This window comes from Methanoculleus chikugoensis, from assembly GCF_019669965.1.
GTDB lineage: Archaea > Halobacteriota > Methanomicrobia > Methanomicrobiales > Methanoculleaceae > Methanoculleus > Methanoculleus chikugoensis.
Window position 1 is genome coordinate 1,589,327 of sequence record NZ_AP019781.1, and the last position, 24,624, is coordinate 1,613,950.

General features: G+C 61.5%; 24 protein-coding genes. 12 read left to right on the top strand and 12 right to left on the bottom strand.

What is annotated here, in order from left to right; all coding sequences use genetic code 11:
* Position 1 precedes the first annotated feature (1 nt).
* The 3 genes from fdhF (MchiMG62_RS08015) to fdhF (MchiMG62_RS08025) all read right to left on the bottom strand — a co-directional run bounded on the left by fdhF (MchiMG62_RS08015) (position 2) and on the right by fdhF (MchiMG62_RS08025) (position 5,502).
* Positions 2-2,068: a formate dehydrogenase subunit alpha gene (gene fdhF / locus MchiMG62_RS08015; RefSeq protein WP_221056509.1), complete on the bottom strand. Its 2,067-nt coding sequence runs from the start codon at positions 2,066-2,068 to the stop codon at positions 2-4.
* Between the two features lie 213 nt (positions 2,069-2,281).
* Entirely contained in the window at positions 2,282-3,433 is a 1,152-nt protein-coding gene (locus tag MchiMG62_RS08020) for a Coenzyme F420 hydrogenase/dehydrogenase, beta subunit C-terminal domain (RefSeq protein WP_221056510.1), read from the bottom strand.
* Positions 3,434-3,435: 2 nt separating this feature from the next.
* Positions 3,436-5,502, bottom strand: a complete 2,067-nt coding sequence (fdhF, locus tag MchiMG62_RS08025; protein WP_221056511.1) for a formate dehydrogenase subunit alpha — start codon at positions 5,500-5,502, stop codon at positions 3,436-3,438.
* A gap of 429 nt (positions 5,503-5,931) precedes the next feature.
* Between fdhF (MchiMG62_RS08025) and MchiMG62_RS08030 the strand changes: the two genes are divergently transcribed.
* On the top strand, positions 5,932-6,531 hold the full coding sequence (locus tag MchiMG62_RS08030; RefSeq protein ID WP_244987637.1) for a hypothetical protein: 600 nt from the start codon (positions 5,932-5,934) through the stop codon (positions 6,529-6,531).
* A 50-nt stretch (positions 6,532-6,581) separates the two neighbouring features.
* Here the strand turns inward: MchiMG62_RS08030 and MchiMG62_RS08035 are convergent, their stop codons facing one another.
* Positions 6,582-7,511, bottom strand: a complete 930-nt coding sequence (locus tag MchiMG62_RS08035) for a hydantoinase/oxoprolinase family protein (RefSeq protein WP_221056512.1) — start codon at positions 7,509-7,511, stop codon at positions 6,582-6,584.
* On the bottom strand, positions 7,508-8,395 hold the full coding sequence (locus MchiMG62_RS08040; protein ID WP_221056513.1) for an ATP-grasp domain-containing protein: 888 nt from the start codon (positions 8,393-8,395) through the stop codon (positions 7,508-7,510). Before MchiMG62_RS08040 ends, MchiMG62_RS08035 begins: the two co-directional genes overlap by 4 nt.
* Positions 8,396-8,478: 83 nt before the next feature.
* On the opposite strand from MchiMG62_RS08040, the gene surE reads away from it, so the two are divergent.
* Entirely contained in the window at positions 8,479-9,270 is a 792-nt protein-coding gene (gene surE, locus MchiMG62_RS08045) for a 5'/3'-nucleotidase SurE (RefSeq protein WP_221056514.1), read from the top strand.
* A gap of 21 nt (positions 9,271-9,291) precedes the next feature.
* Positions 9,292-9,990, top strand: a complete 699-nt coding sequence (rpiA, locus tag MchiMG62_RS08050) for a ribose-5-phosphate isomerase RpiA (RefSeq protein ID WP_221056515.1) — start codon at positions 9,292-9,294, stop codon at positions 9,988-9,990.
* Here the strand turns inward: rpiA and mreA are convergent.
* The 3 genes from mreA to acs form a co-directional block, all read right to left on the bottom strand.
* A complete protein-coding gene (gene mreA / locus MchiMG62_RS08055; protein ID WP_054847460.1) occupies positions 9,979-10,359 on the bottom strand; it encodes an MreA family transcriptional regulator in 381 nt (126 codons plus the stop codon). The two genes, rpiA and mreA, sit on opposite strands and share 12 nt — an antisense overlap.
* Before the next feature lie 383 nt (positions 10,360-10,742).
* Positions 10,743-11,306, bottom strand: coding sequence for a TATA-box-binding protein (locus MchiMG62_RS08060; protein WP_221056516.1), 564 nt, complete (start codon positions 11,304-11,306; stop codon positions 10,743-10,745).
* 42 nt (positions 11,307-11,348) lie between these two features.
* Entirely contained in the window at positions 11,349-13,247 is a 1,899-nt protein-coding gene (gene acs, locus MchiMG62_RS08065) for an acetate--CoA ligase (RefSeq protein ID WP_221056517.1), read from the bottom strand.
* Between the two features lie 370 nt (positions 13,248-13,617).
* Here acs and MchiMG62_RS08070 point away from each other — a divergent pair, with 370 nt between their 5' ends.
* Complete coding sequence (locus tag MchiMG62_RS08070) at positions 13,618-13,791, top strand: hypothetical protein (RefSeq protein ID WP_221056518.1); 174 nt, start codon at positions 13,618-13,620, stop codon at positions 13,789-13,791.
* A complete protein-coding gene (locus MchiMG62_RS08075; protein ID WP_221056519.1) occupies positions 13,788-14,627 on the top strand; it encodes a hypothetical protein in 840 nt (279 codons plus the stop codon). The genes MchiMG62_RS08070 and MchiMG62_RS08075 overlap by 4 nt, the downstream gene beginning before the upstream one ends.
* A 623-nt stretch (positions 14,628-15,250) precedes the next feature.
* On the opposite strand, the gene MchiMG62_RS08080 is transcribed toward MchiMG62_RS08075, so the two are convergent.
* Complete coding sequence (locus tag MchiMG62_RS08080) at positions 15,251-15,565, bottom strand: transcription factor S (protein ID WP_054847464.1); 315 nt, start codon at positions 15,563-15,565, stop codon at positions 15,251-15,253.
* Between the two features lie 125 nt (positions 15,566-15,690).
* On the opposite strand from MchiMG62_RS08080, the gene artA reads away from it, so the two are divergent.
* Entirely contained in the window at positions 15,691-16,515 is an 825-nt protein-coding gene (gene artA / locus MchiMG62_RS08085) for an archaeosortase A (protein WP_221056520.1), read from the top strand.
* A gap of 308 nt (positions 16,516-16,823) precedes the next feature.
* On the opposite strand, the gene MchiMG62_RS08090 is transcribed toward artA, so the two are convergent.
* Positions 16,824-17,456, bottom strand: a complete 633-nt coding sequence (locus MchiMG62_RS08090) for a CDP-alcohol phosphatidyltransferase family protein (RefSeq protein WP_221056521.1) — start codon at positions 17,454-17,456, stop codon at positions 16,824-16,826.
* Between the two features lie 143 nt (positions 17,457-17,599).
* Here MchiMG62_RS08090 and MchiMG62_RS08095 point away from each other — a divergent pair, with 143 nt between their 5' ends.
* Complete coding sequence (locus MchiMG62_RS08095) at positions 17,600-18,292, top strand: dihydrofolate reductase family protein (RefSeq protein WP_221056522.1); 693 nt, start codon at positions 17,600-17,602, stop codon at positions 18,290-18,292.
* 20 nt (positions 18,293-18,312) lie between these two features.
* Here the strand turns inward: MchiMG62_RS08095 and truD are convergent, their stop codons facing one another.
* The gene (gene truD / locus MchiMG62_RS08100; protein WP_221056523.1) at positions 18,313-19,584 is read right to left on the bottom strand and encodes a tRNA pseudouridine(13) synthase TruD; all 1,272 of its coding nucleotides are present in this window, start codon (positions 19,582-19,584) and stop codon (positions 18,313-18,315) included.
* Positions 19,581-19,943: a peptidyl-tRNA hydrolase Pth2 gene (gene pth2, locus MchiMG62_RS08105; RefSeq protein WP_221056524.1), complete on the bottom strand. Its 363-nt coding sequence runs from the start codon at positions 19,941-19,943 to the stop codon at positions 19,581-19,583. The genes truD and pth2 overlap by 4 nt, the downstream gene beginning before the upstream one ends.
* Positions 19,944-20,657: 714 nt before the next feature.
* On the opposite strand from pth2, the gene MchiMG62_RS08110 reads away from it, so the two are divergent.
* The 5 genes from MchiMG62_RS08110 (at position 20,658) to cbiQ (ending at position 24,516) form a co-directional block, all read left to right on the top strand.
* Positions 20,658-21,788: an NAD(P)/FAD-dependent oxidoreductase gene (locus tag MchiMG62_RS08110; RefSeq protein ID WP_221056525.1), complete on the top strand. Its 1,131-nt coding sequence runs from the start codon at positions 20,658-20,660 to the stop codon at positions 21,786-21,788.
* Between the two features lie 63 nt (positions 21,789-21,851).
* Positions 21,852-22,490 (top strand): cobalt transporter CbiM, encoded by a 639-nt coding sequence (gene cbiM, locus MchiMG62_RS08115; protein ID WP_221056526.1) that lies wholly within the window; start codon positions 21,852-21,854, stop codon positions 22,488-22,490.
* The gene (locus tag MchiMG62_RS08120; protein WP_221056527.1) at positions 22,490-22,840 is read left to right on the top strand and encodes a PDGLE domain-containing protein; all 351 of its coding nucleotides are present in this window, start codon (positions 22,490-22,492) and stop codon (positions 22,838-22,840) included. The genes cbiM and MchiMG62_RS08120 overlap by 1 nt, the downstream gene beginning before the upstream one ends.
* A 30-nt stretch (positions 22,841-22,870) precedes the next feature.
* Positions 22,871-23,704, top strand: coding sequence for an energy-coupling factor ABC transporter ATP-binding protein, CbiO family (locus MchiMG62_RS08125; protein WP_221056528.1), 834 nt, complete (start codon positions 22,871-22,873; stop codon positions 23,702-23,704).
* The gene (gene cbiQ / locus MchiMG62_RS08130; protein WP_221056529.1) at positions 23,701-24,516 is read left to right on the top strand and encodes a cobalt ECF transporter T component CbiQ; all 816 of its coding nucleotides are present in this window, start codon (positions 23,701-23,703) and stop codon (positions 24,514-24,516) included. The genes MchiMG62_RS08125 and cbiQ overlap by 4 nt, the downstream gene beginning before the upstream one ends.
* Positions 24,517-24,624: the final 108 nt, after the last annotated feature.

Sequence of the window (24,624 nt, forward strand, 5' to 3'; positions counted from 1 at the left end):
TTCAGGCCTCCGTAATCTTCTCGACCTTCACAGCACAGGCCTTGAACTCAGGGATCTTTGCGATCGGGTCGAGTGCATTGTTCGTCAGGACGTTCGCTGCACACTCGGCGAAGTGGAACGGCATGAACATGACGCCCTTCTTGATCTCGTCGGTAACTTTCGCTTCGACTTCGACTTCGCCGCGGCGGCTGATTGCCCGGACCATTTCCTTGTTCGCTATACCGAGTTCTTTTGCGTCCTCGGTGTTGATCTCGATCCAGCCCGTCGGGACCTCGTTATCGAGGGTCGCGGAGCGGCGGGTCATGGATCCGGTGTGCCAGTGCCAGATGCAGCGGCCGGTGGTGAGGATGTAGGGGTACTCAGCGTCGGGGACTTCCGCCGGCGGTTTCCACTCGATGGGGTGCATTACGCCCATTCCATCGGGGTGCGAGCACTTGCCGATGTGCAGGATAGGCGTGCCGGGGTGCTCCGTGGTCGGGCAAGGCCAGTGGAGTGCTTCGGGCCGGTTGAGCCGCTCGTAGTTCATGCCGTGGTAGGACGGCGTGAGGGCGGCGATCTCGTTGAAGATCTCCTCGGCGCTCTGGTAGGGGAACTGCTTGGCGTAGCCCATGGCGGCCGCCACTTCGCAGAGGATCTTCCAGTCGACCTTGGCCTCGCCCGGCGGGTCCTGAGCCGTGCGCCACATCTGGACACGCCGCTCGGTGCTGGTCTGGGTGCCTTCCTTCTCTGCGTAGCAGGAGGCAGGCAGCACGACGTCCGCGTGCTGGGCGGTCTCGGTCAGGAAGATGTCCTGTACCACCAGGAACTCCAAACTCTTGAGTGCGTGCTCTGCGTGGGTGAGGTCCGGGTCGGAGAGCATCGGGTTCTCGCCCATGATGTACATCGCCTTGAGCTCGCCGGGGTTGTCGGTCAGGACGTTGAACATGACGGTGACCTCGTAGCCGTTCTTCGGCTCGCAGATGCCGTCGGGGAAGCCCCAGGCGTCGGCGAACTTCTTGTGGACGGCCTCGTCGATGACCTTCTGGTAGCCGGTGAAGACGACGGGGAGACATCCCATGTCGCAGGCGCCCTGAACGTTGTTCTGGCCGCGGAGCGCGTTCACGCCGCCACCGCGCTTGCCGATGTTTCCGGTAAGCATCTGGAGGTTTGCAGTCGACTTGACGTTGTCGACGCCGACGGTGTGCTGGGTGATGCCCATCGAGTAGAGGAGCGCGGAGGATTCGGCGGTACCGATCCATTCGGCTGCGGTCTTGAGATCTGCAGCGGAAATTCCGGAGATCTTCTCGACGTTCTCGGGGAGATAGGTGTCGCTGAGAACCGTCGCTTTGAGTTCCTCGTATCCCTTTGCGCGCTTCGAAACCCACTCCTTGTCCTCCCATCCGTTCCTGATGATCTCTCCCATCAGGCAGTTGAGGATGGCCACATCGGTGCCGGAGTAGAAGGATGCATAGAGATCAGCCTGCTTCGCGGTCGGCGTGTAGCGCGGGTCGAATACGATGATTTTTGCACCGTTCAACTTTGCCTGAACGATCTTGCGGCCGATGAGCGGGTGCTGTTCGAATGTGTTGGACCCGATGACGAAGACGCACTTGGACTCGGCGATGTCGAGGATGGAGTTGGTCATCGCACCGGAGCCGAACGAGGCGGCGAGGCCGGCGACGGTGGACGCATGGCAGAGCCGGGCGCAGTGGTCGACGTGCCGCGTCTTGAAGACGCCGCGCGCCAGTTTCATCAGCAGGTAGTTCTCTTCGTTGGAGACACGGGCTGAGGAAAGGCAGGCGATTTCATCGGGCTTATACGACTTGAACTTCTGTGCGATCAGGTCGTAAGCCTCGTCCCAGGTCGCCTCGACGAACTTGCCGTCCTTCTTGATGAGCGGCTTTGTGAGGCGGTCCGGGCTGTTCACGAACTCGTGAGCGTAAGTGCCCTTGGGGCAGACTTTTCCCTCGTTGACCGGAGAACGCTTGTAAGGTTGTGTGCCGACAACCTTCCCGTCCTTCACGACGAGGTTGAAGCTGCACCCCGTACCGCAGTACGGGCATGTAGTTTGTACATACTTGAGATCCATGGTAAAAACCTCGGATACATAGAAATACGGGGTTCAGAATATTTAACTATAGTGATTAACACCCACTTTTTTGGTGAATAAGTGTGGGCAGGAGCATGATCTTTACCGGGAGCCCGGTGCGATATCGATCATTCTCGCCCGAACCTGCATTCAGGAGCATGAAATAGGCCGGATCCGGGATGCGCACCTGAATACCGCATCAGAAAAAAATGGTTAGTTGGTATAGGGTGCCTTCCCGAGCTTGGGCTCGAATGCAGTGTCGCCCTCGGTCCTGACGGCGTGGGAGAAGAGCGCAAGCGGGATATCCATCGGGCAGAGTTCCTCGCACTGGCCGCAGTTGATGCAGGAGTCCGAGATGTGCGCAAACCGCCGCAGGTGGAACATCGGGTTCGGCGGAACCTCTCCCGAGACGACCATCCGGGAGTTTCCTTTGAGTTCGCCCGCTACCGGGAAGCAGACCGGGCAGTTCTCGATGCAGGAGTAGCACTTGATGCACCGGCCGGTCTCGCGGGCGATGGTGCCCCAGAGATCGGAGGCGAGAGCCTCGAAGTTCTTCTTCCGCCACTTGTTGCCGAGATTCAGCATGGCGCCTTCGACCTTGCCGCGGATCTCGATGCCCTTCGGGTTCGCGGGCTCGGTGGCGACGGCCCCGGCTTTTGCGGCCGCATCCAGAAGTTTTGCGCCCTTCCCGGAGCAGACTTCGACAAACGTGGCGTTCCCGGCTTTCTCCCCAATAACGCCCCAGTTGCCGCAGGCGAGATCCGCCTGGCGCGGGACCTTGTAGAGGCACCGGCGGCAGTTGCTCCGGCGACCGTAGCCCTCGTCCTCGAGATCGTCGATCTTGATCCCTTTATGGCCGCCCTCATACTCGATGATGAACTGGCCCTTGTCGATCTCCTCTTTGTGGACCTGGTCGGGGTCGACCTCGAACTTCTCGCGGATCATCTTCCGGGCCAGGACCGGACTGACGGAGCCGCCGCAGTTCACGCCGAGCAGGAGAAGGCGATCCATATCGACCGCATTCCGCTTCGCGAGCTCGATAAGACCCATCGTGTCGCAGCCCTTGACGGTGACGCCGAGTTTCGCGGTCTTGTTGTTATCGAGGTAGTCCTTCACCAGTTTCGAGAGCAGGAGCGTTCCGCAGTGGAGCGAGCCCGCCGTCTCTGCGATCTCCGCAGGATTGGTGATCACGGTCGGCACCGCGTCGTAGAGGTCCGCACCCTTCCTGACGGCAAGGACAGCGTCCACCATGCCGGACTTAAGGGCATACTGCTGCAGGGCGGTGATCGCACCTCCGCACTCTCCTTTCTTCAGCACATCGGCGTCCGCCGCCCATGTGTAGAACATATCTCCAATTGCTGCCATGTTCAGGCCTCCGTAATCTTCTCGACCTTCACAGCACAGGCCTTGAACTCGGGGATCTTGGCGATCGGGTCGAGAGCGTTGTTCGTCAGGACGTTCGCTGCACACTCGGCAAAGTGGAACGGCATGAACATGATGCCCTTCATGATGTCCTTGGTCACCCTCGCGGGGACGTCGACGGACCCACGGCGGGTGACGGCGCGGATCTTCTCCTTGTCCCTGATGCCGAGCGCCTGCGCGTCTTCGGGGTTGATCTCGATCCAGCCCGTCGGGACCTCGGCATCGAGGGTTGCGGAACGACGGGTCATGGTGCCGGTGTGCCAGTGCCAGAGGACACGGCCGGTCGTGAGCACGAACGGATACTCCGCGTCGGGGACTTCCGCCGGGGGTTTCCACTCGATGGGCGCAAAGACGCCTATGCCGTCGGGGTGCGAGAACTTGCCGATGTGCAGGATGGGTGTGCCGGGGTGATCTGTGGTCGGGCAGGGCCAGTGGAGCGCTTCGGGCTTGCTCAACCGCTCGTAGTTCATGCCGTGGTAGGACGGCGTGAGGGCGGCGATCTCGTTGAAGATCTCCTCGGCGCTCTGGTAGGGGAACTGCTTGGCGTAGCCCATCTTTGCAGCGAGCTCGCTGATGATCTTCCAGTCGACCTTTGCCTCGCCCGGCGGGTCCTGGGCCGTGCGCCACATCTGGACGCGCCGCTCGGTGGAGGTCTGGGTGCCGTCACGCTCCGCGTAGCATGCCGCAGGCAGAACGACGTCGGCGAGTTCAGCGGTCTCGGTCAGGAAGATGTCCTGGACCACGAGGAACTCCAGGCTCTCGAGGGCGTGTCGGACATGGTTGAGGTCCGGGTCGGAGAGCATCGGGTTCTCGCCCATGATGTACATACACTTGAGTTCGCCGGGGTTGTCGGTCAGGACGTCCATCATGACGGTGACCTCGTAGCCGTTCTTCGGCTCGCAGATGCCGTCGGGGAATCCCCAGGCGTCGGCGAACTTCTTGTGGGTGGCCGGGTCGATGACCTTCTGGTAGCCGGTGAAGACGACCGGGAGCGCACCCATGTCGCAGGCGCCCTGAACGTTGTTCTGGCCGCGGAGCGCGTTCACGCCGGCGCCGGGCTTGCCCAGGTTGCCGGTCAGCATCTGGATGTTTGCGACCGACCGGACGTTGTCGACGCCGACGGTGTGCTGGGTGATGCCCATCGAGTAGAGGATCGCGCCGGGCTTCGTGGTACCGAACCACTCGGCGGCCTGCTTGAGCTGGTCGACCGGGATGCCGGAGATCTTCGAGACGTTCTCAAGGCTGTAGGCGTCCTTCATGACGACCTCCTTGAGTTTCTCGTAGTCCTTCGTCCTCTTCTCGATGAACTCCCTGTCCTCCCAGCCGTTCTTGATGATCTCCTGCATCATGCCGTTTAAGATAGCGACATCGGAGCCGGAGACGAACGGCATGTAGAGATCGGCCAGCCGGGCGGTCGGGGTGTAGCGCGGGTCGGCGCAGATGACCTTGGCGCCGTTCTGCTTCGCCTGGACGATTTTGCGGCCGATCAGCGGGTGCTGCTCGAGAGTGTTGGACCCAAGGACGAAGACGCACTTGGACTCGGCGATGTCGAGGATGGAGTTGGTCATCGCACCGGAGCCGAACGAGGCGGCGAGGCCGGCGACGGTGGATGCGTGGCAGAGCCGGGCGCAGTGGTCGATGTGACGGGATTTCATCACGCCGCGGGCGAACTTCATCAGCAGGTAGTTCTCTTCGTTCGAAACCCTCGCCGATGCAAGCGCCGCGAACTCATCGGGCCTGTACGACTTGAACTTCTGCGCGATCAGGTTGTAGGCCTCGTCCCAGGTTGCTTCCTCGAATTTGCCGTTTTTCTTGATGAGCGGCTTTGTGAGGCGGTCCGGGCTGTTCACGAACTCGTGGGCATAGGTCCCCTTAGGGCAGACCTTTCCCTCGTTCACGGGTGAGCGGCGGTAGGGTGCCGTTCCAACAACTTTGCCGTCCTGGACGACAAGGTTGAAACTGCAGCCAGTACCGCAATAAGGGCATGTTGTAGGAACATACTTCAACGTCATAATTTTACCACACCTGTATGGCAAGCCGAATATCGGAGGTTAAGCTACTTAAATTGTAATAGTTAACCGAATTCACCCCCCATTTGCTGACAGCATTCGCGGGCAAATAACAATCCGAATCAGTTATTTAGGTATTAACACACTTGAGAATCACCGGAACTCCGGCCCAAACCGGGATCGAAACCAGACATAAGTGCTGAACCAGTGCCCGACGGAGGCATCTCCGGGCGGCCGGGACAACCGCCCCGAACCTGCGTGAGAACGGCAGAAAAAAAGCGTCCGCATTCCGGGACACTCCTCTACGTGTGGGAACGTCTTGCCGTCCGTTCCCATTTGACGGGAGATGTTATTATCGGTGGATGCATACCCTCTCATATAACTGCACGGGAGAGAGTTGCCATCGCAAAGAAGACACTGCCGATCCCGCCGATGCTCGTCGACCTGGTGGGAAACGCCCTCGCGTCGATGGACGGCGCGATATTTGACGGTCTCGACGCCTGCCCGTCGTGCGGGGGTCAGGTGATCGGGCACGACATGCGGGCAAAACGGTTTGCCGTCATGCACGACAACGGAAAAGAACACACCGTCCGGGTCTTCGTGAAGCGGTTCTACTGCCGGGACTGCGGCGCCCTCTGCTATGCGGACGCTCCCTTCTACCCCGACACCCGTCTCGCGTCGCCCATCGTCGATCTCTGTCTCCTCCTCTCACAGCAGATGCCCTTCAACCAGGTGGCGCAACACCTCCGGGCGATGGGGATCGTCGTCGACCGGGGAACGATCCGGAACTACGCTTCCCGCGATTTCGGGACGATTCCCGCGACCAACCTCTTCGGTTTCCTGTTACCGCTCTCCCTGCTGAACCTCGCCACCTTCACCCTCGACCGTGAGCGGCGTCCCATCGTAGGGGCAGAAGCGCTCGCCGCCTGCGGTTTCCCACCCGCAGGCAGGACATCGCTTCGCGGCAGGGGGACGCCCGAAGAGCGGAACCAGCGGAATGAACAGGAAGAGAAAGAAGAACGGGAATCCTGACACCAGCGACACGGCCGTGACGGCGATCGATACCGCGAGCAGAAGAAGGGTCAGGTTCCACCGGATCGCCGTAGCGCCACCTCCCTGACCGCGTATGCCGGCAGTGCGTCCGAGACCACGCCGATCTCCTCCTCAAGCGTAACGCCGCCAAGTTCGCGGGCAAAGAGGTCCGCTCCAATCCCGGCCGTGATCAGTCGCCCGGCACCGCTCCGGGACACTGCATGCTCCACTGCGCGGGCGATCAGCGTTCGCTGGGCATCCCAGAACTGCCGGGCGACGGCCAGGGCTCCGCCTCGCCCGATCTCGTCGAGATCGGCGCAGACCACCCGGGCAAGCCTCCGGAGCGCCGCTTCAGGGGTTTTCTCCCCGTTGTCGGGTGCAGGGGAGGTGTAGTCCTCCGGGGCGATCTGACCGAGCGCGAGGTGCGCGTCGGCGCTTGCGGCGAAGTACTCGGTGCTCACCGGGGTCGCCGTCCCATCGAGCGTGACCGACGAGAGCAACGTCGCGACGTTCGTCCGGAGCATGCCGGTATAGACAAGGTACTGCTCCTGCAGCCGCCGGGTGTCGGTCAGACCTTTCAGTTCCTCAAAACAGTTCAGCGGGATGACGTCGGCGGTGGTGCTTCCCACGTCGAGGAGCACCGCGTCGGCGTAGTTCTCCCGCAGGTAATCGGCCGACGCCAGCCAGTTCGCGGCGGCAAGAGCCGGAACCGGCCGGGTATGGAACGCCGCATCGGTGCCGTAGAAGACGGTGTCGGGGATGACCTCCCGGACTGCCCCAACGATCCAGCGGATGCCGTCCATCTTGCTCGCAAAGCAGTCGGCGAGCTCCCCGCTCATCACCACGGCAGCGGGCTTTCCGGCATACGGTTTGAGGAGATCGGCGAGCGGTGCGCCCTGCCAGAGCGGGCAGTAATGGATATGCACGCCGGCATCGTCGACGACCTTGAGGTTCGCACCGCCGATATCGATCCCGATCATAGCCGGTGAAGCCCCCCGTCCTTGTCGAACCGCACCCTCCCGGCGAGGTGCACCTCCGCCGGCGCCTCGCCGTGCGACGCTGCAACGAGGATATCGGCGATCTCCTCCTCCATGACGGCCGCGATGCCGACCAGGCTGGTCGTGGGCCTCGGGTTGACGTCCACGACGTAGATTCTCTCGCCGACGATGACGTCGATCCCGGTGTATCCCTGGCACCCGAGGACGTTCATCGCCCGGACGGCGACATCGACGATCTCCTCCTCGCGATCGGGATGAACGGGCGTCTCTCCCCCGAGATAGAGGAATCTCCCGTCGTCCGCGACGGCTATCTCCTGCCGGTTGACGGCGAGCCGGAGCGGAGGAACGCCCGAGTAGAATTCGCATACGTTGCCGGTCACCCGGCTCCCCACCAGGCTCACGCTCAGCGCCTCTCCTTCGACGTAGGCCTGTGCAAACTCGCCGGCTCCCGGCTCCTCATCCGTCAGCCTGACCCCCAGGGCGCCGCAGCCCATGATCGGCTTGACGACTCTCCTCCCTTCCCCGGCAGCGGGGGGGACGGCTATCCCGTTCCGGGAGAGGATATCCGCCGTCCGCTGCTTGTTGGCGCAGACTGCCGCGTTCATGCTCCCGCACCCGATGTTGTGGGTCAACCCTTCAAGGAGATGCGTGTACCGGAAGAGGAGATGATCCGGCGCGATGACCAGGCCCACATCGCATCCCGGCGCGAGCCTCCGGATCTCGCCCTCGAAGTCGGGGCGCTCGGGCGTCACCACGTCGTAGCCGCACCGCTCAAAACTCCCGCTTATGGCGGCAAGCATGGCGGCGCCCTCGGGCGCAAGCTCGGGGTCGTTGCATACGGAGTATTCGGCGAGAAAGACCTTCATTGCAGTAGAGGTTAGCTACAGAGAACTTGACCCTGACGATCGGGCAGGTTTTTGATGCGCGGGAACCATCCCTATAGACAAGGATGAAGCCCAAGATTCTGCTCACCAACGACGATGGAATAACCTCTACGGGACTCTGGGCGGCATACGACGCACTCGCGCCGATCGCCGACGTCACCGTGGTCGCCCCCGCCACCCAGCAGAGCGCTGTAGGAAGGTCTATCTCCATCTTCGAGCCGATACGCGCGACAAAGGTGACGATGAACGGCGTGACCGCCTACTCGGTCGGTGGGAAACCGACCGATGCCGTGATCATCGGGCTCTTCGCGCTGCGCCTGAACCCCGACCTCGTGGTCAGCGGGGTCAACATCGGCGAGAACCTCTCATTCGAGTCGATCATGACCTCGGGAACCGTCGGGGCCGCGCTCGAGGCATCGAACCAGGGGGTGCCGTCCCTTGCCTTCTCGCTCCAGGTGGAGGATCAGGGCGACAAGTTCGACGACCCCTCGCGGATCACCGACCGGTACTTCGACACGAAGCGGGTGGTTCGTGAGATCTGCGAGAGGGTGCTTGCAAACGGGTTCCCCGGAAAGGCCCACGTCATCAACGTGAATATCCCGGCGCAGGTGCGCGGCGGATACGAGATCACCCGCCTTGCCGAGAAACTCTTCTATACCGGTGTGGAGGAGCGCCTCGACCCGCGCGGCCGCCCCTATTACTGGATCGACGGGCCGCTCTACGAGGACGCGGAGGAGGGGACCGACGTGCACGCGGTGCAGAGGGGTAACGTCTCCATCACGCCGATCACGCTCGACTGCACGGCGTATGCCGCCGCGGACGAACTCCGGGGCATCTTCGACGGCATGCATATCTGAACGGGAGGGGAAGAGTACAGCATGAGTACAGCAGAACAGGCGGTATCGAAGCGGAATGCAGGCCACCGGGCGGCAGAAGAGGTCGCTGACGGGATGGTCGTCGGGCTCGGCACCGGGTCGACCGTCTTCTTCGCGATGGAACGGCTGGGCAAGCGGATAGCAGAGGACGGGCTCTCCATCGCCGGCGTCCCGACCTCCTACCAGGCGGCCATCCGGGCACGCCGGTACGGCATCCCCCTCACGAGCCTCGACGAGCACCCCGAACTCGATATCGCTATCGACGGGGCCGACCAGGTCGATCCGGCTCTCCGCCTGATCAAGGGGCGCGGAGCCGCGCTTCTGCGGGAGAAGTGCGTCTGCGACGCGGCGCGGAGGGCGGTCATCGTCGTCGATGGGACAAAGATGGTGGAGACCCTGGACGCGCCCGTGCCGGTCGAGGTGCTCCCGTTCGCCGTGGAGGCAGTCTCCCGCCGGCTCGCGGCGCTCGGTGCCGATCCGGTCCTCCGGGAAGGGGTAAAGAAAGACGGCCCGGTCGTCACCGACAACGGCAACTTCATCGTCGACTGCAGTTTCGGGACGATCGCGGACCCCGGGCGCCTGGAGACGGCGATCGCCTCGATCCCCGGTGCACTGGAGTGCGGCCTGTTCTCGGCCTACACGGAAAAGATAACGGTTATTGTCGGTGAGGAGAAGGGTTGCAGTGTCGTATCACTGCGTTGAGATGCATTCCCGCATCTTCTGGATAAGGTCTAACTGATGCCGGGCTTCCTTCTTCTTTTCTTTCTCAAGTGTGTCCATGATCTCCGTTATTGAGCGCGAGAGGGTGTAGATCTTCACCGGCCTTCCCTTGCTCTCCGACTTGCTCTCGCGGGTATCGATCCAGTCGCACTCTTTGAGGTAGCGCATGGCGATGCTGACTTCGGGCTGGCGGAGATCGGTGCCGCGCTCGATGTCCCGGGATGTCGCTTCCTCTGTATTTGCCAGGTATACAAGCACTTTGGAGACGTTTCGTTTGATTCCAATGCCCATCAAGAGCTCGGCGAGTTCTTCGTCGCGTGGCGTAAAATACCGTACCTTATCGGACCTCATCCATTCACCATCAGATAGTTATCTATTGTTTTAAATCTGACTATAAAAATATTATTATTTCAATGGGAGATCCGGCGATTGTGTTTGTTTTAAGTGAATGGATGAGCCATCAAACCGCTGAGAACAGTCTTTTCTTCACCGGAGCGCGCTTCCGCAGGCAGTAAGAGGGTGCTCTCCGGAGGGGGAGAGAACGATCGGGATGGCGGGGGGAGCGGAAGACGGCGGCCACGCCATCAGACGGGGAGACTGCGGGTACCCGGTTCGCCGGAGATGCAAAACGGCTTGCACGGGGTGCCAACGGCCCTGAAGGCCCTTATGGGATGCCAACGGCCCTGAAGGCCCTTATGGACCTTAAAAAAAAGAGAAGGACTATCAAACGGGCTTCAGATGAGACCGAGACTGGAGAGTTCGGAGAGAATCCGCCGTACCGCACGCTGGGCATCCTCGGGCACCTTGCCGCCCGTGATGATCAGTTTGCCGGACCCGAAGAGGAGAACGACCACCTTGGGGTCGTCGAGCCGGTATACGAGCCCGGGGAACTGTTCGGGCTCGTACTCAATCTTGTCCAGGTTGAAGCCCACGGCAATCTTGTTCAGGTTGATCGGCGTCCCGAGGTCTGCGGACGTGACGATGTTCTGGACCTTGTAGGTCGGGTTCTCAGGGATCTCGATGCCGAGCGCCCGCAACTTTTCGACAAGGATCTCAAGGCCCCGCGAGAGGCTGTCGATGCTCTTCGCACCGGTCAGGACGACCTTGCCGGAACCGAATACGAGCGCGGCGATCTTCGGGTCCTGCATCCGGAGAACGACGCCGGGGAACCGCTTCTTATTGTATTCCGCGTCCTTCAACCGGGATGCAAGAGATGGCAGATCAAGAGAATCCGTCACTTTCGCGGAAGCAACGATATTTTCTATCTTGAGGGACTCCTCTGGTCTGTGCTCATTCATATATATAGCATACTTAAAAATGGTATATAAATAGTTAGTATTCTACTCTTCCAGAGTCGAGATATCGCCGGGGTCCATACCCAGCTCCTGAGCCTTCAGGACCCGCCTCATGATCTTGCCGCTCCGGGTCTTGGGGAGCGACTCGACGAACTCGATCTCGGACGGTATGGCGATGGGACCGAGCGTCATCCTGACATGGTAGACGAGATCGTTCCTCAGTTTCTCGCCGGGACGGCGGCCGTTCCTGAGGATAACGAAGGCTTTGATGGCGTTCCCCTTCAGGGCGTCGGGTATCCCGATGACGGCGGCCTCCGCCACCGCCTCGTGGGAGACGAGCGCACTCTCGACCTCGGCCGTCCCGATGTTGTGCCCGGCGACGACGATCAGGTCGTCGGACCGCCCGATGACCATGATGTAGCCGTCCTTGTCCTTCACCGCGAGGTCGGCGGCCGTGTAGCAGCCCGGGATGGTGTTCCAGTACTTGCAGTACCGCTCATCGTCGTTCCAGATCGTCCGCATCATCGACGGCCAGGGCTCTTTGATGACCAGGAGGCCGCCCGTACCCGGCGGGACCGGTTTGCCCGCCATATCGACGACATCCGCGACGACACCGGGTAGCGGCCGCCCCACGAATCCGGGGCGCATCGGTTCGCCGATCATCGTGGTCAGCATGTGCATCCCGGTCTCGGTCTGCCACCAGGTATCCATGATCGGGCACCGGTCTTTGCCGATGGTGCGGTAGTACCACTCGAACGCCTCGGGGTTGAGCGGTTCGCCGACCGACCCGAGGATGCGGAGCGACGAGAGGTTGTAGCGGTTCGGCCACTCTTCACCCACCCGCATGAACATCCGGATGGCGGTCGGGGCGGTGTAGAAGATGGTGACGCCGTACTCCTCGATGAGGTCCCAGTAGGTGCCCGGGTCCGGGTAATCGGGGGTTGCCTCCGTGATGAGACAGGTTGCACCGTTCAGGAGCGGGCCGTAGACGCAGTAACTGTGACCGGTGATCCAGCCGGGGTCGGCGGTGCACCAGAAGATGTCGCTGTCTTTGATGTCGAAGACGTTCTTCGTCGTGTAGTAGGTCCCGACCATATACCCGCCGCAGGTGTGGACGATGCCCTTCGGCGTCCCGGTGGTGCCGCTCGTGTACAGAACGAAGAGCGGATCCTCAGCATCCATCGGCTCGGCGGGACACTCACGCTCGACACCCTCCATCAGGTCGTAGTAGTCCACCTCCATCTCGGGGTGGATCTCCACGGGCTTGTCGAGATCCCGCCGGAGAATGACGATACGCTCGACGGAGGGCGCGTTGACGACCGCTTCCTCGACGACATTCTTGAGCGGGATCGCCTTGCCGCGCCGGTAGGTGAAGTCGGCGGTGACGACCACCTTTGCGCCGATGCCCTTGATCCGCTGGTTGAGCGCGCTGACGCCGAACCCGCCGAAGACGACCGAGTGGATCGCCCCGATGCGGGCGCAGGCGAGCATCGCGATGATCTGCTCGGGGACGAGCGGCATGTAGATGCAGACCCGGTCGCCCTTCCCGACGCCGAGACGCGAGAGACCGTTCGCGAACCGGCAGACCGCGTGGTAGAGCTGGCGGTAGGTGAGGATTCGCTCCTCCTCCTCAGTCTCTCCCCGCCACATGATCGCGACCTTGTTGCGCCGCTGGTTCTGGACGTGACGGTCCAGGCAGTTATGGGTGATGTTGAGTTTCCCGTTCAGGAACCATCTGGCGTGGGGGTACTCCCATTCTTTCACCCGATCCCAGGGCTGGAACCATTCAAGCTCTCTGGCGACGCTGTCCCAGAACCCGTCGGGGTTCGCAAGGAACTCCTGGTAGGCCCGGTTGTAATCCCCGACCCAGGACTGTTCCCTGCAGTGGGCTTTAGGGGTATAGTACTTCGCCTCATCGAGTTTGACATCAAAGTTCTCCGCCATCCATATACCTCAATTATACATTATTAATAATGTATATTGTATATCAACATTCTGGTTGACGGGATGGATGCACCAGAGGGAAGGCGGCAGGGAACTGTTGCCGGAACCGCACCGAAATGACCGGCGGTTGCGCCGGAGCATGCATTACTTGCGATATTATGAGAAATCGAAACCCGGGGAGGCCGGGCCACCGGGCGGACGCCGGGACGGGATTGAGGGTTCGCCGGAAGGGGGGCACCGCGCAGCGAGGGGGTGCCTGCATGGCCGCCGCACCGAAATAGGCCGACGGGAATTGTAAGAGGTCAACGGCCGCCTCCGTAATGGGAATGACAAATGCCAACCTTTTTGCCGGGCACTTTTCCATATTCACGTGATCACCATGCACGACGGGGTGATTCAAAAGACCGTCTCCTTCCGGAACCACGAGCACGAGATGCTCGCCGGGATGAGCGACGCGACCGACCGGCAGATCGGCCTGCGGGCATACGAGTCGTATGGGCTCGCGGAGGACGAGGTGGCGATCGCGGAGGGGGCGAAGGGATGAAGGAGATTGAAGGGATCGAGCAGACGATAAACGGACTTGAGACGGATGCAATTGAGATCGAGAGGGCGGTAATCGAGCTACTTCGAGCCGTGGAACTGATCCACAAACCGGATCCTGCAGAAACACTCTTTTTTGCACCGAGTAACCAGTGGAGCGAGTTGTCCGACCTGGAGCAGCAGAAACAGCGAGATACGTTACGAAAGTACCAACGGTGGTACACGGTTGCCCACCGGTATGTCGGGGAGTACGCCTCCGAAAGGGTTGATGAGTTCAACCAATGCTATTCCGGCGATAAGCACGGCAACTACGGCGTTATCGATTACATCAAACTGGAACGGCTCCAATGGTCACGCAACAAGTCCCGGATTATCGATGAATTCTGGCGGGTCTTCGAGATTCAAAGGAGTATCCTCCTCTCCGTATCGGACGTGATCGGAATAGAGAGGATAAACCTCCGGGAACTCATATCGTCAGACTTCATCGACCGGGAGGTTGACGGAGCCGATTGTCTCTGCAGGACAGGTCATCCTCGTGCCGCAGGCGTCCTCGCGAGGGTTGCACTCGAACGGCAACTGAGAACGTTGTGCGACAGGTATGGCCTCGAATACCGGAAGGAAGACGGTATCGAACCCCTGATGCAAAGATTGTATGAAAACGACTGCATTGATCTCACGCAACTTGGAACCATCCGGCACCTTGCCGAGATCGGGGAGAAGTGCGGCCATGCAGGCAACGTCACCGGCGATGAGGTCAGAGCGTCGATCGATCGGTTAAAGGAACTGATACGGCAGGGTTTTCCGACCGATCCTATGCGGCCGCAGGATACAATAGCGTAGCAGAAGTAAGACTTCGCCCCCCATCCGCCAGCCCAGTTCCTGCATACGGATCGAGACCCCCGCACAGTGTCGCCGGGAAACCGGGCTACTTCCACCCACGGTTTGAGGAGGCGCTCACATCCGCACGCTCACGGGGAATACAGGCATGAACGCGAGACTACTGCATCGTGTCACTTTATTTGGAACGTTTTATCGCACGCTGAAATAGGCACTATGACCTCACGCGGGAGGACGCGAAGACGGAGCGATACCTGCCGGCAACTTCACTTCGCACCTGACGGTGCTCGAACTCCGGGCAGATGGCCCATCGCACTTCGGGAAAGTCGCACTTCGAAACCCTCCGGGTTTTTCATGCTCCGTTCCGTTAGAACGTCGCACTTCGAAGGCCTTCGGCCTTCTCAAGCTCCGGATGGGACATCCGGAGCTCTTCGCGTGAGGCTATATTGCTGTCTCTACAACCTTGCCTCACGCGAAGCCGCGAAGATCGCGAAGGTGATGTCGGATTTTTGGGTTTTAGATGACAACAAGCACTAGGCCCTCGTGGAGAAGAGCCCGCCAAGATCAGCAGAATCAGCAGAAAGGAATGCGCCCCGAAGGGGCGCCAGAACAGTAAAGCGGCTGAATCAATCGTACTCGCGCCAGGTCTTACCGCAGGCGGTGCACCGGAAGAACCTGACCTCGCTCTCATCCGCCGCACGCAACTGCCGTAGCCACCAGAATGCCGTCGTGCAGTCGCACTCCGGGCACTTGATGGTCGCGGTCGGGAGGGTCGCTATCTTATCCTCCTCGTCGACGATGGTGATCTCTTTCTCCACGCGTTTGTCTGTCTTCTTTAACCGGTCGGACTCATCGATCTCCCGGATATAGCCACATTTTTTGCATTTCAGCTGACCACCGGACGATATCATCAGACCTTTGCACTGCGGACAGAACATCATTATAATGAATGGGGCGGTGATCACAATTAATTCTTGGTCATGCCGCATGATCGTTCAGCACGATGGGCGACCCGGGCAGAGCGGGTGCACAAATAATTATAGCCGGATACGCCGAAGGGTAAAGGATGAAGGATTACCTGGTGCTGATCTCCTGCATCTGCTTTCTCATCTTTCTTATCCCGGGCAGATTCCGGAAGTACTTTGCACTCGGCGGGTGGATAAGCATCGTCGGATATCTCTTCCTCGAGCTCCCCTACTACTTCTCGCTCAATAACTTCATGTATCCGGCGATAGCCGTCCTCTCGGTACCCTTCCTCTACATCACCGCAAAATACCTGCTCCGCGACGATCCCCGGGTGATCCAGATCTCGATGATAGCCGCCGTGGCATTCCTGATCTACGCTCCCTTCGGCTACATCCCCGCACTCGGGAACTGGCTGATTGCAGTCGTCACCGACCAGACCTCGGCGGCGCTCGCGGCCGTCGGCTACCCCGTATCCCTCCAGACCTGGAACCTGATGGAGCGCAACGGACTCCAGACCGAGATCATCCTCGCCTGTACCGGCATCCAGAGCATCGCGATCATGCTCGGGGTCGCCTGGGGCGTGCAGTCGACGCTGAAGCAGAAGATCGCCGGCTTTTTCATCGTAGTCCCGACGATCTACATCCTCAATATCGTGCGGAACGTCTTCGTGATCGCGGCCTACACCGAACAGTGGTTCCCCTACCTCCCCGAGATCGCCGGCAACGGCGAATTCGGGTACGAGAGTTTCTTCTGGGCGCACAACGTCATGGCGGAACTCGGGGCGCTCATCTTCCTCGTGATCCTCGCGTACGCTCTCTTCATGATCGTGCCCCAACTCGGCACCCTCGCCGAGAACCTCTACCGTCTCTACCGCGGCGAAGTGGAGCGGATTGTCCGGCCGAACGCCGGAAAGACCGAACGCTGACGCCGGGCGGGAAGTGCCCGGCAGTCGCGCTCCGGAGTGTCGTTCTTCGCGGTTTCACATGAGATAACGAGTGCAGATAACAGTACAGCCTCACGCGAAGTGCGACGGATGGAACATCCGGAGCATGAGCACCGCAAGGTGCGAAGAACGCGAAGCCGCGAAGGCAGAAGGGGTGGAGTTTGAGAAGCCTGATGGCTTCGAAGGACGACATCACGAAGGGGCACGGTTTAAGCACCGCCGGGATGCGGGCTGCAACGCCCACCCACCACGCTCCACCTCAAGACCCGAAAAAGAGAGCTGCGAACCGGTCAGGAATACCGCCGGTAGAGGTAGAAGACCCGCTGGGCCGCGGAGAGGTTCGTGCAGATCGCGATGAGGAGCACCGAGACCCAGAGGAGCCCGGTCACGCCGCCGAGCACCAGCACGAGGATCGTCTCGGGCCGCCCGAAGAAACCGACCCCTTCGAGGGGATCCTCGATCTTCCCGGCGACCCTCTCGGAATACCCGATCTCTGCGTACGTGACCGGCTTGATGAAGGTGTTCAGCAGCGATCCCGCGAGCGCCAGCCCCACGACACCGAAGTCGGCGACCGGGGGGACCTCGATGAGGTGGCTGATGATGGGGATACCGGAGAACCCTACGCCGAGGATGACCGCCGCGTCGACATATTTGTCGGCGATCCAGTCAAAGACCGCCCCGAACCGGCTCTCCGTGTGATTCTTCCGGGCGACATTCCCGTCCACCAGGTCGAGGATCGCCGAGACGAACAGGAGCAGGCTGCCCGCGAGGAAGTGGCGCCCGGCAAAGGCAAAGGCGCACGAAAAGCCGAAGAGTACAGAGAGCACCGAGACCTGGTTCGGCGTAACGCCCAGGCATATAAAAAACGACGCGATTCGCTCTGTATATTTGATGAATTTCGGCCGCAGGGAGGTTATATTCATCGCATAATTTATCAGCCCGTATGGAGTTTAACCTTTGCTCTCTCCTGTCGCGGCGCAACGCTTCACCCGGAATACCGTTTACCGGCTAAAATCATCAGATTCATAAACGCTCCCGCCAGATAGATCATCGGGAACGAATTCCAATGCCAGAACACGACAGGCCGCACGTGCTCATGATGTCGGAGATCACCGTCGACGGGAAACTTACCCTGAAGCGCGGGGCTTCGAGCAAGATCCTCATGAAGTACATGGCCCCCGAAACCGAACTCCTCCTTCACCGAACCCGGGCGGAATACGATGCTATCATGGTAGGGGCGAACACCATCAGGATCGACAACTCATTCCTGACGGTCAGGCTGGTCGAGGGAAAAAGCCCGCTCCGCGTCATTCCAAGCAGCCGGGCGGATATCCCGCCGGACGCAAACATCCTTGGCCCGGATGCGCGGACGGTCATCGCCGTCAGCGGGGCCGCGCCGACGGAGAATGTCGCCCGGCTCCGGGAACGCGGCGTCGACGTCGTCGTCGCGGGAGAGAACGAGGTCGACCTGCCGGGACTGATGGCTATCCTGAAGAAAAACTACGGCGTCGGCCGGATGATGATCGAGGGGGGCCCGACGCTGAACTGGTCGATGCTGAACCACCGGCTCGTGGATGAGATACGCCTGATCCATCTGCCGTTCATCGTCGGCGGCGCAGACACCCCGTCTCTCGTCGGCGGAATGCATATCGAGACCGAAGACGAGATGTTCCGGCTCTCCCTGAAACGCCACTTCATGTGCGGGAGCAACCTGGTTACCGAGTGGGACGTGATCTACCATCCCGTCCCTCGCAAATAATCCTTTTTGACGCCGAACGCCTAGATCATCACGTACGGGTCGGCCTTCATGTACTCCCTGCAGACCGTCGTCGCGTAATGGCCGGGAGGGAGCGTGAATTTGAGCCGGACGTCCGTACCGGATACGTCAGCCTCTACGTCGGCGGAGAGGCTGATCGGTCGCAGAACACCGGCAAACGCCGTCTCCACGAACCGGGAGGCGCGCTTGAAGTCCCCGGCATCGATGCCCGACTCGGTCATCAGGCCCTGCATGATCTCGTCCATAGGTCCGTGCGATACCACCGGTTCGGCTCCCGGGATGAAGAGGGCGATCCGGCACCGGCCGCGGCGGATCTGCATCAGGGCCGCCTGCCGGTTCCGCGCGGAGACGATATCCTCGCGGCCGCCTGAAAAGAGGAGCCGGTCGCCGACTTCAGGCTCGGTGAGCGAGATACCGGCGTCGATCCGGGAGGAGAGCGCGCGGTTGAAGAGGTAGGACTGGTATGCGCTCACGAGGAGCGAGAGGAGCTTCGGGGGGAGCGCCCGGAGCGCGCCGGCGTAGTCGCCGGGGTTCGCGACGAGGTGGTTCGCCATCGCCCGCTCGTAGGTCATCCGGACGGGGAGATCTGCGAGCGCCGCCCGTGCATCGTGGGTCTCGGCGAAATGAGTCCGGGCGCGCTGCACCGCCTCCGGCTCCCGGGGGTAGGCCCGACCGATGTAGGTGGTCACGGCGTCTTCATAGTCGCCCTTGAGGATTCTCTCGCCGACGAGGTGCGTGACCGGTCGGACGACGCCGAACCGCTGCAGCCCGTAGTAGTTCGGTATCCCGGCGGACGCCACCTCCGTCGCCGCCTGCACCCGCGCCGGGAGGTCTTCTGCAATGCAGTCGCGGATGACGATCTCGAACCGGTTGCCCGCGAGGCTGCCGAGGGCGAGCGCGTGCTGCGACCGCCCCACGACGTCGAGCGAGATCTCCGCAAGATGCACCTGCTCGACCGCTTCGGGCGGGACATCATAGATCGATATGAACTGGGTGGTCACCGCGTTCTTGTCCTTCGTCCCCGCCCAGGCGATCCGCCGGTGGCTGATGCCGAGCCGTTTGGCAATCTCCTTGACCGCTCGCTGGAGTTCCCAGTTCGTCTTGGTGAGCCGGCAGATGAGGTAGGGGCCGTCCGGGTCGGCGATCGGGAGCGGGAGTTCATCGACGACGAAGTCGGCGGGGCTTGTACGAAGCCGCCCGCCGATGCCGGGGGCATCGGACGCGTAGTAGCGCATCCCGAGGTCCTGTTCCAGGGGATAGGGCGAGGGCATCATAGGAGCGAGAGGTCTCCGGTGATCCGGTCGAGGTCTTCGGAGCGGGCGGGGCCGAGGCCGAGCGCCGTCACGGTTCCCGGCGGGATCTCGGTCATCCCGGCGTCCTGGATGATCGACGCGGGGATGCCTGCCCGCTCCGCGATCGTCTTGAGTTCAAAGAGCTGCCGCTCGGTCGAAGCCTTCAGCACCACCTTCTTCTGCCCCTCGTCGAGCCAGGCTTTCTTTGCCGTCTTATCAGCCTTCTCGTACGCCCCGATGGCGGCGTGGGCGATCTGCGCACACTTCTTGCCGCAACTCATCTTGATGTCGGCGCGCACGACCAGACACTGTTTCCATTTAAACTCCCGCATATCCGACATTTCGTACTACCTGGGGCATGATCCGTCAAATACGCAGCTGTGGGGGCGAGGGGGGCGGGACTGATATCTGTATCGCCTGTCTGCACACGGGGAGGGGCACGTGGTAGGGGTTGGAGAGAGGACTTCAGGAGAACCGGGCGTCAACCAGGATTTAAACCTAAATCACGTTCGTTTTCGATGGCAGGTACTGGAAAGATGGACATAGAGAAAACCCGTAAACTGGACCGTGGTGGATATCGCAAATGGGAGAGGGGTTGCAGGGGAGGGGGCGAACCCCCCTCCCCTGTCTCCGACCCTCAAAGTTCCGCACCTGTCACCCCACCCCGCCCGCGCTTCGCGCTCCTCCTCCGCACCTTCGGTGCTCAAACTCCCGCCGTCCGCTACGCTCCCGGCAGTCGTTCCCCGCCCACGAGGGGCGGGGGCAGTGCGTGGCGATATCCCCTGAAATCCGTGCCAGGGCTTGCGCGGTCTAGAAGAATGCCGGGGGTTCTACCTGGATTTCGAACACCATCAGGCAGTCTGAGAGTGCAAGCGAAGTGAGCATGAGAAGAGCAAAGGTCTTCGAGAGGGACATGCTTACGACTCTACCCGCGCCCCCCCACCCGCTCCCTTTTATGTTACCGGAAGTCCACTCTACTCAGGAACCGGGCCGCCACCGGCGGCCGGGAACCAACTTGTGCGGGGCATGATACTCTGGTCTGGGATGTAGTCGTTGTGGGCGCAGGGCCTGCCGGGAGCGCGGCGGCGCGGGCGTGCGCGGAGGAGGGGCTTTCGACGCTCTGTATCGAGGAGCACGGAACGATCGGCTACCCCGTGCAGTGCGCGGGACTGCTCTCGGTCTCCGCTCTTGCCGAGTGCGGCGTCTCGAGCCGCTCGGTCCTGAACGAGGTGAGCGGCGCCCGCATGCTCTCGGGTCTCGGGGGGGAACTTCTCTTCGATGCGGGGGTCACGAAGGCCCATGTCGTCGACCGGGGCCTCCTCGACCGGGAGATGGCAGAGAAGGCGGCGAACGCCGGGGCGGAGTTCCGCCTGAAGACCAGCGCGTCGGGCATCAGGGGAACCTCACTCCTGACCCGGGGCGTCCATGGGCGGGAGGAGATCCCCTTCCGCCTCCTGATCGCCGCCGACGGGCCGCGGAGTTCCATCGCCCGCATGCTCGGCCTGCAGCGCCCTGCGCTCTACCTCGCCGGGGTGCAGGCGGAGGTTCCGTACGAGATGAATCCGCGCTACGTGGAACTCCACCCCAACGCCGCTCCCGACTTCTTCGGGTGGGTGATCCCAGTCTCGGCGACCCGCGCCCGGGTCGGCCTCTGCGCCAGGGAGCACGCAAAAGACCACTTCGACCGGTTCATCGCCCGCTACGGGCAAAATTCGCTCCACCTCGCGAGCGGGGTCATCCCGCTCGGGGTCATGCCGCGGACCTACGGCAGCCGGGCGCTCATCATCGGCGACGCGGCAGGGTTCGCGAAGCCCACGTCGGGCGGCGGGATCTACACCGGCGTCCGGTCGGCGAAGCACGCGGCCGCCGTCGCCGCGGCGTGCATGGAGCACGGGGAGTTCGACGACGAACGCCTCCGCAACTACGAGCGGCGATGGAAGGAAGATTTCGGAAAAGAACTCGATATCGGGATGAAAGCGCTCCGGATGCGGCAGAAGATGACCGCGGAGGAGATCGACCGCCTCTGCCGGGCCCTCGACGATCCGGATCTCATCGCGACGATCGTGGAGCACGGCGACATGGACCGGCCGGGCACCCTGCTTCGCAAACTGGCCCTGAAACCCGCGCTGGCGCGGGCAATGGGCATACTTTTCGCATCGGGAGTACGCCGGATTCTTACCGGGTAAGATATTCGATGCGCTTAGTAATACATTTATACCCGGATGTATTACCACTCCACAAGGTGTGTCATGCATATACCTGACGCGTTTATACCGATGGGGCAGGCCCTGGTCTACTGGGTCATCGCCCTCGTCTTCATCGCTCTCGCCCTCCGGTGGGCGCGGCGTTCGATGGGAGAGGAGAAGATACCGCTGGTCGCCGTGCTCGCCGCAGGCATCTTCGCCATCCAGGCGCTGAACATCCCCATTCCCTGGGGGACGAGCGGCCACATGGTCGGTGCTGCGCTCGCGGCAATCGTCCTCGGGTCGCCGTTTGCAGGGGTCTTCGTCCTGACGCTGGTGCTCCTCGTGCAGGGAATCATCTTCGGTGACGGCGGCATCACCGTCATGGGCGCGAACATCGTCAACATGGGCGTCGTCGGAGGGTTCATCGGCTACTACGGCTATACCGCCGTCAAAGCCGTGATAGGGAATGCATATGCCGCCGCGTTCATCGCCGGGTGGGCATCGCTCTTCATCTCCGCAATCCTCTGTGCGATCGAACTCGCCGTCGCCGGCACGTTCCCGCTCGCTCTCGGCCTCACCATGATGGGGACCTACCATGCGGTCATCGGTCTCATCGAGGGGGGCATCACCGCGGTCGCCCTCTACCTGATAGCCTCGGCACGGCCCGACATCCTCGAACGCCCGACAGGGGTGAGCGCGTAATGGAGACAAAGCGGTTCGTCGTCATCGGGATCGCGGTCGCCCTCGTGATCGCCGTTGCCGCGCCGTTCCTCGCGTCCGGGAACCCCGACGGGCTTGAGAGCGCGTTCTTCAGCATCTACGAAGCCAAACCCTTCATGGGGAGCGAGCTCGACGAAGATGCCGCAGGCGCTGCGGAGGAGCAGGTGATCGCCACGACCGGAAACGACTTCTCGTACGGGGCGCTCATGCCCGACTACAGCATCCCCGGCATGGATAAGACCGGAGAGGTTCTTGCGGTCGTTATCGGCACGCTACTTATGCTGGCACTGGTCTTCGCCGTCGCGAAGGTCTCCGCACGGCCCGATAACTAGATACCTGAAAAAATCTCACTTTTTGCCATTATGCACCTGCTCGAGACCCGCGGTCTCACCCACACCTACCGCGGCGACGTCCGCGCCCTCGAGGGCGTGAACTTCGTTGCCGGGAGAAAGTCCCGCATCGCCATTATCGGGCCGAACGGTGCCGGGAAGAGCACCCTCTTCAAGCACTTCAACGGCATCCTCAAACCCACCTCCGGCGAGGTGCTGATCAGGGGCGAGCCCATCACGAACGAGAACGTCCGCGAGGTGCGCAAGTTCGTCGGGATCGTCTTCCAGAACCCCGACGACCAGATCTTCTCCCCCACCGTGGAGCAGGACATCGCGTTCGGCCCGATCAACCTCGGCCTCGACGAGGCGACGGTCGCCCACCGTGTCGAGGAGGCCCTTCGCCTCCTCGGGATCGAGGGCCTGCGCGAGCGCGTGCCGCACCATCTCTCGGGCGGCGAAAAGAAACGGGTCGCGATCGCCGGCATCCTCGCGATGGAGCCGCAGGTGCTGGTGCTCGACGAACCGACCGCGGGGCTCGATCCCCAGGGCGTCGCCGATCTCGTTCGCTTCGTCAACCGGCTGCCCGAGGAGTACGGGATGACGGTGATCTTCTCGACCCACCATCTCGACCTCGTGGCGGAGATGGCAGACTATGTCTACGTGATGGATAAAGGAAGGGTCGTGGGCTCCGGGACGGTCGGGGAGGTCTTCGCCCGGCCGGAACTGCTCGCCCGGACAAGGCTCGACGTGCCGCCCATACCGAAACTGATCCGGTCGCTCCAGGAGAACGACGTCGCCATCGATATGGCCTACACCTACGAGGACGCGAAGAAGGCGTTCCTCGAAGCCTACGCGAGACGAAGATGATCGACGACCTCTACTTCATCGAGAAGTATGCTTATCGAACAAGCATCGTCCACCGTCTGGACGCAAGGATAAAACTCCTCATAGCCCTCGCCGCCATCGTGGCCATGGTGGCCATGCCCTACTCGACGAGCGTCTACGAACTCGGTGCCGTCCTCTTCGTCCTCTTTGCTCTACTCTGGGCCGCATCCCGCCTCCCGCCGACCGTCTACTTGAAGAGGCTCGCGCTCATCCTGCCGTTCGGCATCTTCCTGGTCGGGTTCCAGGTATTCGTGAAAAACCCCTACTACGATATCTTTCATACGATTGCAACCCTGCCGTTCGGGATTGAGGTCTACGCAGAGTCGGTTGAGTTCGCGTCGATCCTCCTCGTGAAGTTCGTCGTCAGCGTATCGTTCATCATCCTGCTCTCGTCGACGACGAAGATGCAGGATATGATCGAGGCGGCGGGGAGGCTCGGCCTGCCCCGGGAGTTCACCCTCACGCTCGCGATGATGGTCCGCTACCTCTTCGTCTTTGCCGAGATGTTTACCCGGATACGAACCGCGATGGCGACCCGGTGCTTCGATCCCCTCGACCGCACCCTCCCCTACCGCTACCGGCTGCACCAGCTCGGCTACACGGTCGGGACGATCTTCATCCGGTCCTACGAGCAGGGCGAACGCACCTACACGAGCATGCTCTGCCGGGGATACGGGGCGAACGCCGGCCTGTATGTCAAGAAAAAGCCTCTCCGCACCAGGGAGACCGTGTTATTCATCGCGACGCTCGGCTTCATCGTGCTCTCTGCGGTTCTGATCTACGTGCAGCCGTAGGTGAGTGCGGGACGCTATAGAGCCCTTTGCCAGGAGTGGGGCCCCATCTGAAAATCTCCGCTTTTTCAGGCCTCAGTGTTTCTTTGGTACGGATTTTGAGGTATATCA

Coding starts and splice junctions, on each gene's coding strand:
- surE (WP_221056514.1), top strand. CDS start 8,479: ATGAAGCCCAAGATTCTGCTCACCAACGACGATGGAATAACCTCTACG.
- MchiMG62_RS08080 (WP_054847464.1), bottom strand. CDS start 15,565: ATGATGTTCTGTCCGCAGTGCAAAGGTCTGATGATATCGTCCGGTGGT.
- cbiQ (WP_221056529.1), top strand. CDS start 23,701: ATGATCGACGACCTCTACTTCATCGAGAAGTATGCTTATCGAACAAGC.
- acs (WP_221056517.1), bottom strand. CDS start 13,247: ATGGCGGAGAACTTTGATGTCAAACTCGATGAGGCGAAGTACTATACC.
- MchiMG62_RS08090 (WP_221056521.1), bottom strand. CDS start 17,456: ATGAATATAACCTCCCTGCGGCCGAAATTCATCAAATATACAGAGCGA.
- MchiMG62_RS08030 (WP_244987637.1), top strand. CDS start 5,932: ATGCTCGTCGACCTGGTGGGAAACGCCCTCGCGTCGATGGACGGCGCG.
- fdhF (WP_221056509.1), bottom strand. CDS start 2,068: ATGGATCTCAAGTATGTACAAACTACATGCCCGTACTGCGGTACGGGG.
- MchiMG62_RS08095 (WP_221056522.1), top strand. CDS start 17,600: ATGCCAGAACACGACAGGCCGCACGTGCTCATGATGTCGGAGATCACC.
- cbiM (WP_221056526.1), top strand. CDS start 21,852: ATGCATATACCTGACGCGTTTATACCGATGGGGCAGGCCCTGGTCTAC.
- artA (WP_221056520.1), top strand. CDS start 15,691: ATGAAGGATTACCTGGTGCTGATCTCCTGCATCTGCTTTCTCATCTTT.
- MchiMG62_RS08075 (WP_221056519.1), top strand. CDS start 13,788: ATGAAGGAGATTGAAGGGATCGAGCAGACGATAAACGGACTTGAGACG.
- MchiMG62_RS08040 (WP_221056513.1), bottom strand. CDS start 8,395: ATGAAGGTCTTTCTCGCCGAATACTCCGTATGCAACGACCCCGAGCTT.
- rpiA (WP_221056515.1), top strand. CDS start 9,292: ATGAGTACAGCAGAACAGGCGGTATCGAAGCGGAATGCAGGCCACCGG.
- truD (WP_221056523.1), bottom strand. CDS start 19,584: ATGATGCCCTCGCCCTATCCCCTGGAACAGGACCTCGGGATGCGCTAC.
- mreA (WP_054847460.1), bottom strand. CDS start 10,359: ATGAGGTCCGATAAGGTACGGTATTTTACGCCACGCGACGAAGAACTC.
- MchiMG62_RS08125 (WP_221056528.1), top strand. CDS start 22,871: ATGCACCTGCTCGAGACCCGCGGTCTCACCCACACCTACCGCGGCGAC.
- MchiMG62_RS08120 (WP_221056527.1), top strand. CDS start 22,490: ATGGAGACAAAGCGGTTCGTCGTCATCGGGATCGCGGTCGCCCTCGTG.
- pth2 (WP_221056524.1), bottom strand. CDS start 19,943: ATGTCGGATATGCGGGAGTTTAAATGGAAACAGTGTCTGGTCGTGCGC.
- fdhF (WP_221056511.1), bottom strand. CDS start 5,502: ATGACGTTGAAGTATGTTCCTACAACATGCCCTTATTGCGGTACTGGC.
- MchiMG62_RS08060 (WP_221056516.1), bottom strand. CDS start 11,306: ATGAATGAGCACAGACCAGAGGAGTCCCTCAAGATAGAAAATATCGTT.
- MchiMG62_RS08035 (WP_221056512.1), bottom strand. CDS start 7,511: ATGATCGGGATCGATATCGGCGGTGCGAACCTCAAGGTCGTCGACGAT.
- MchiMG62_RS08020 (WP_221056510.1), bottom strand. CDS start 3,433: ATGGCAGCAATTGGAGATATGTTCTACACATGGGCGGCGGACGCCGAT.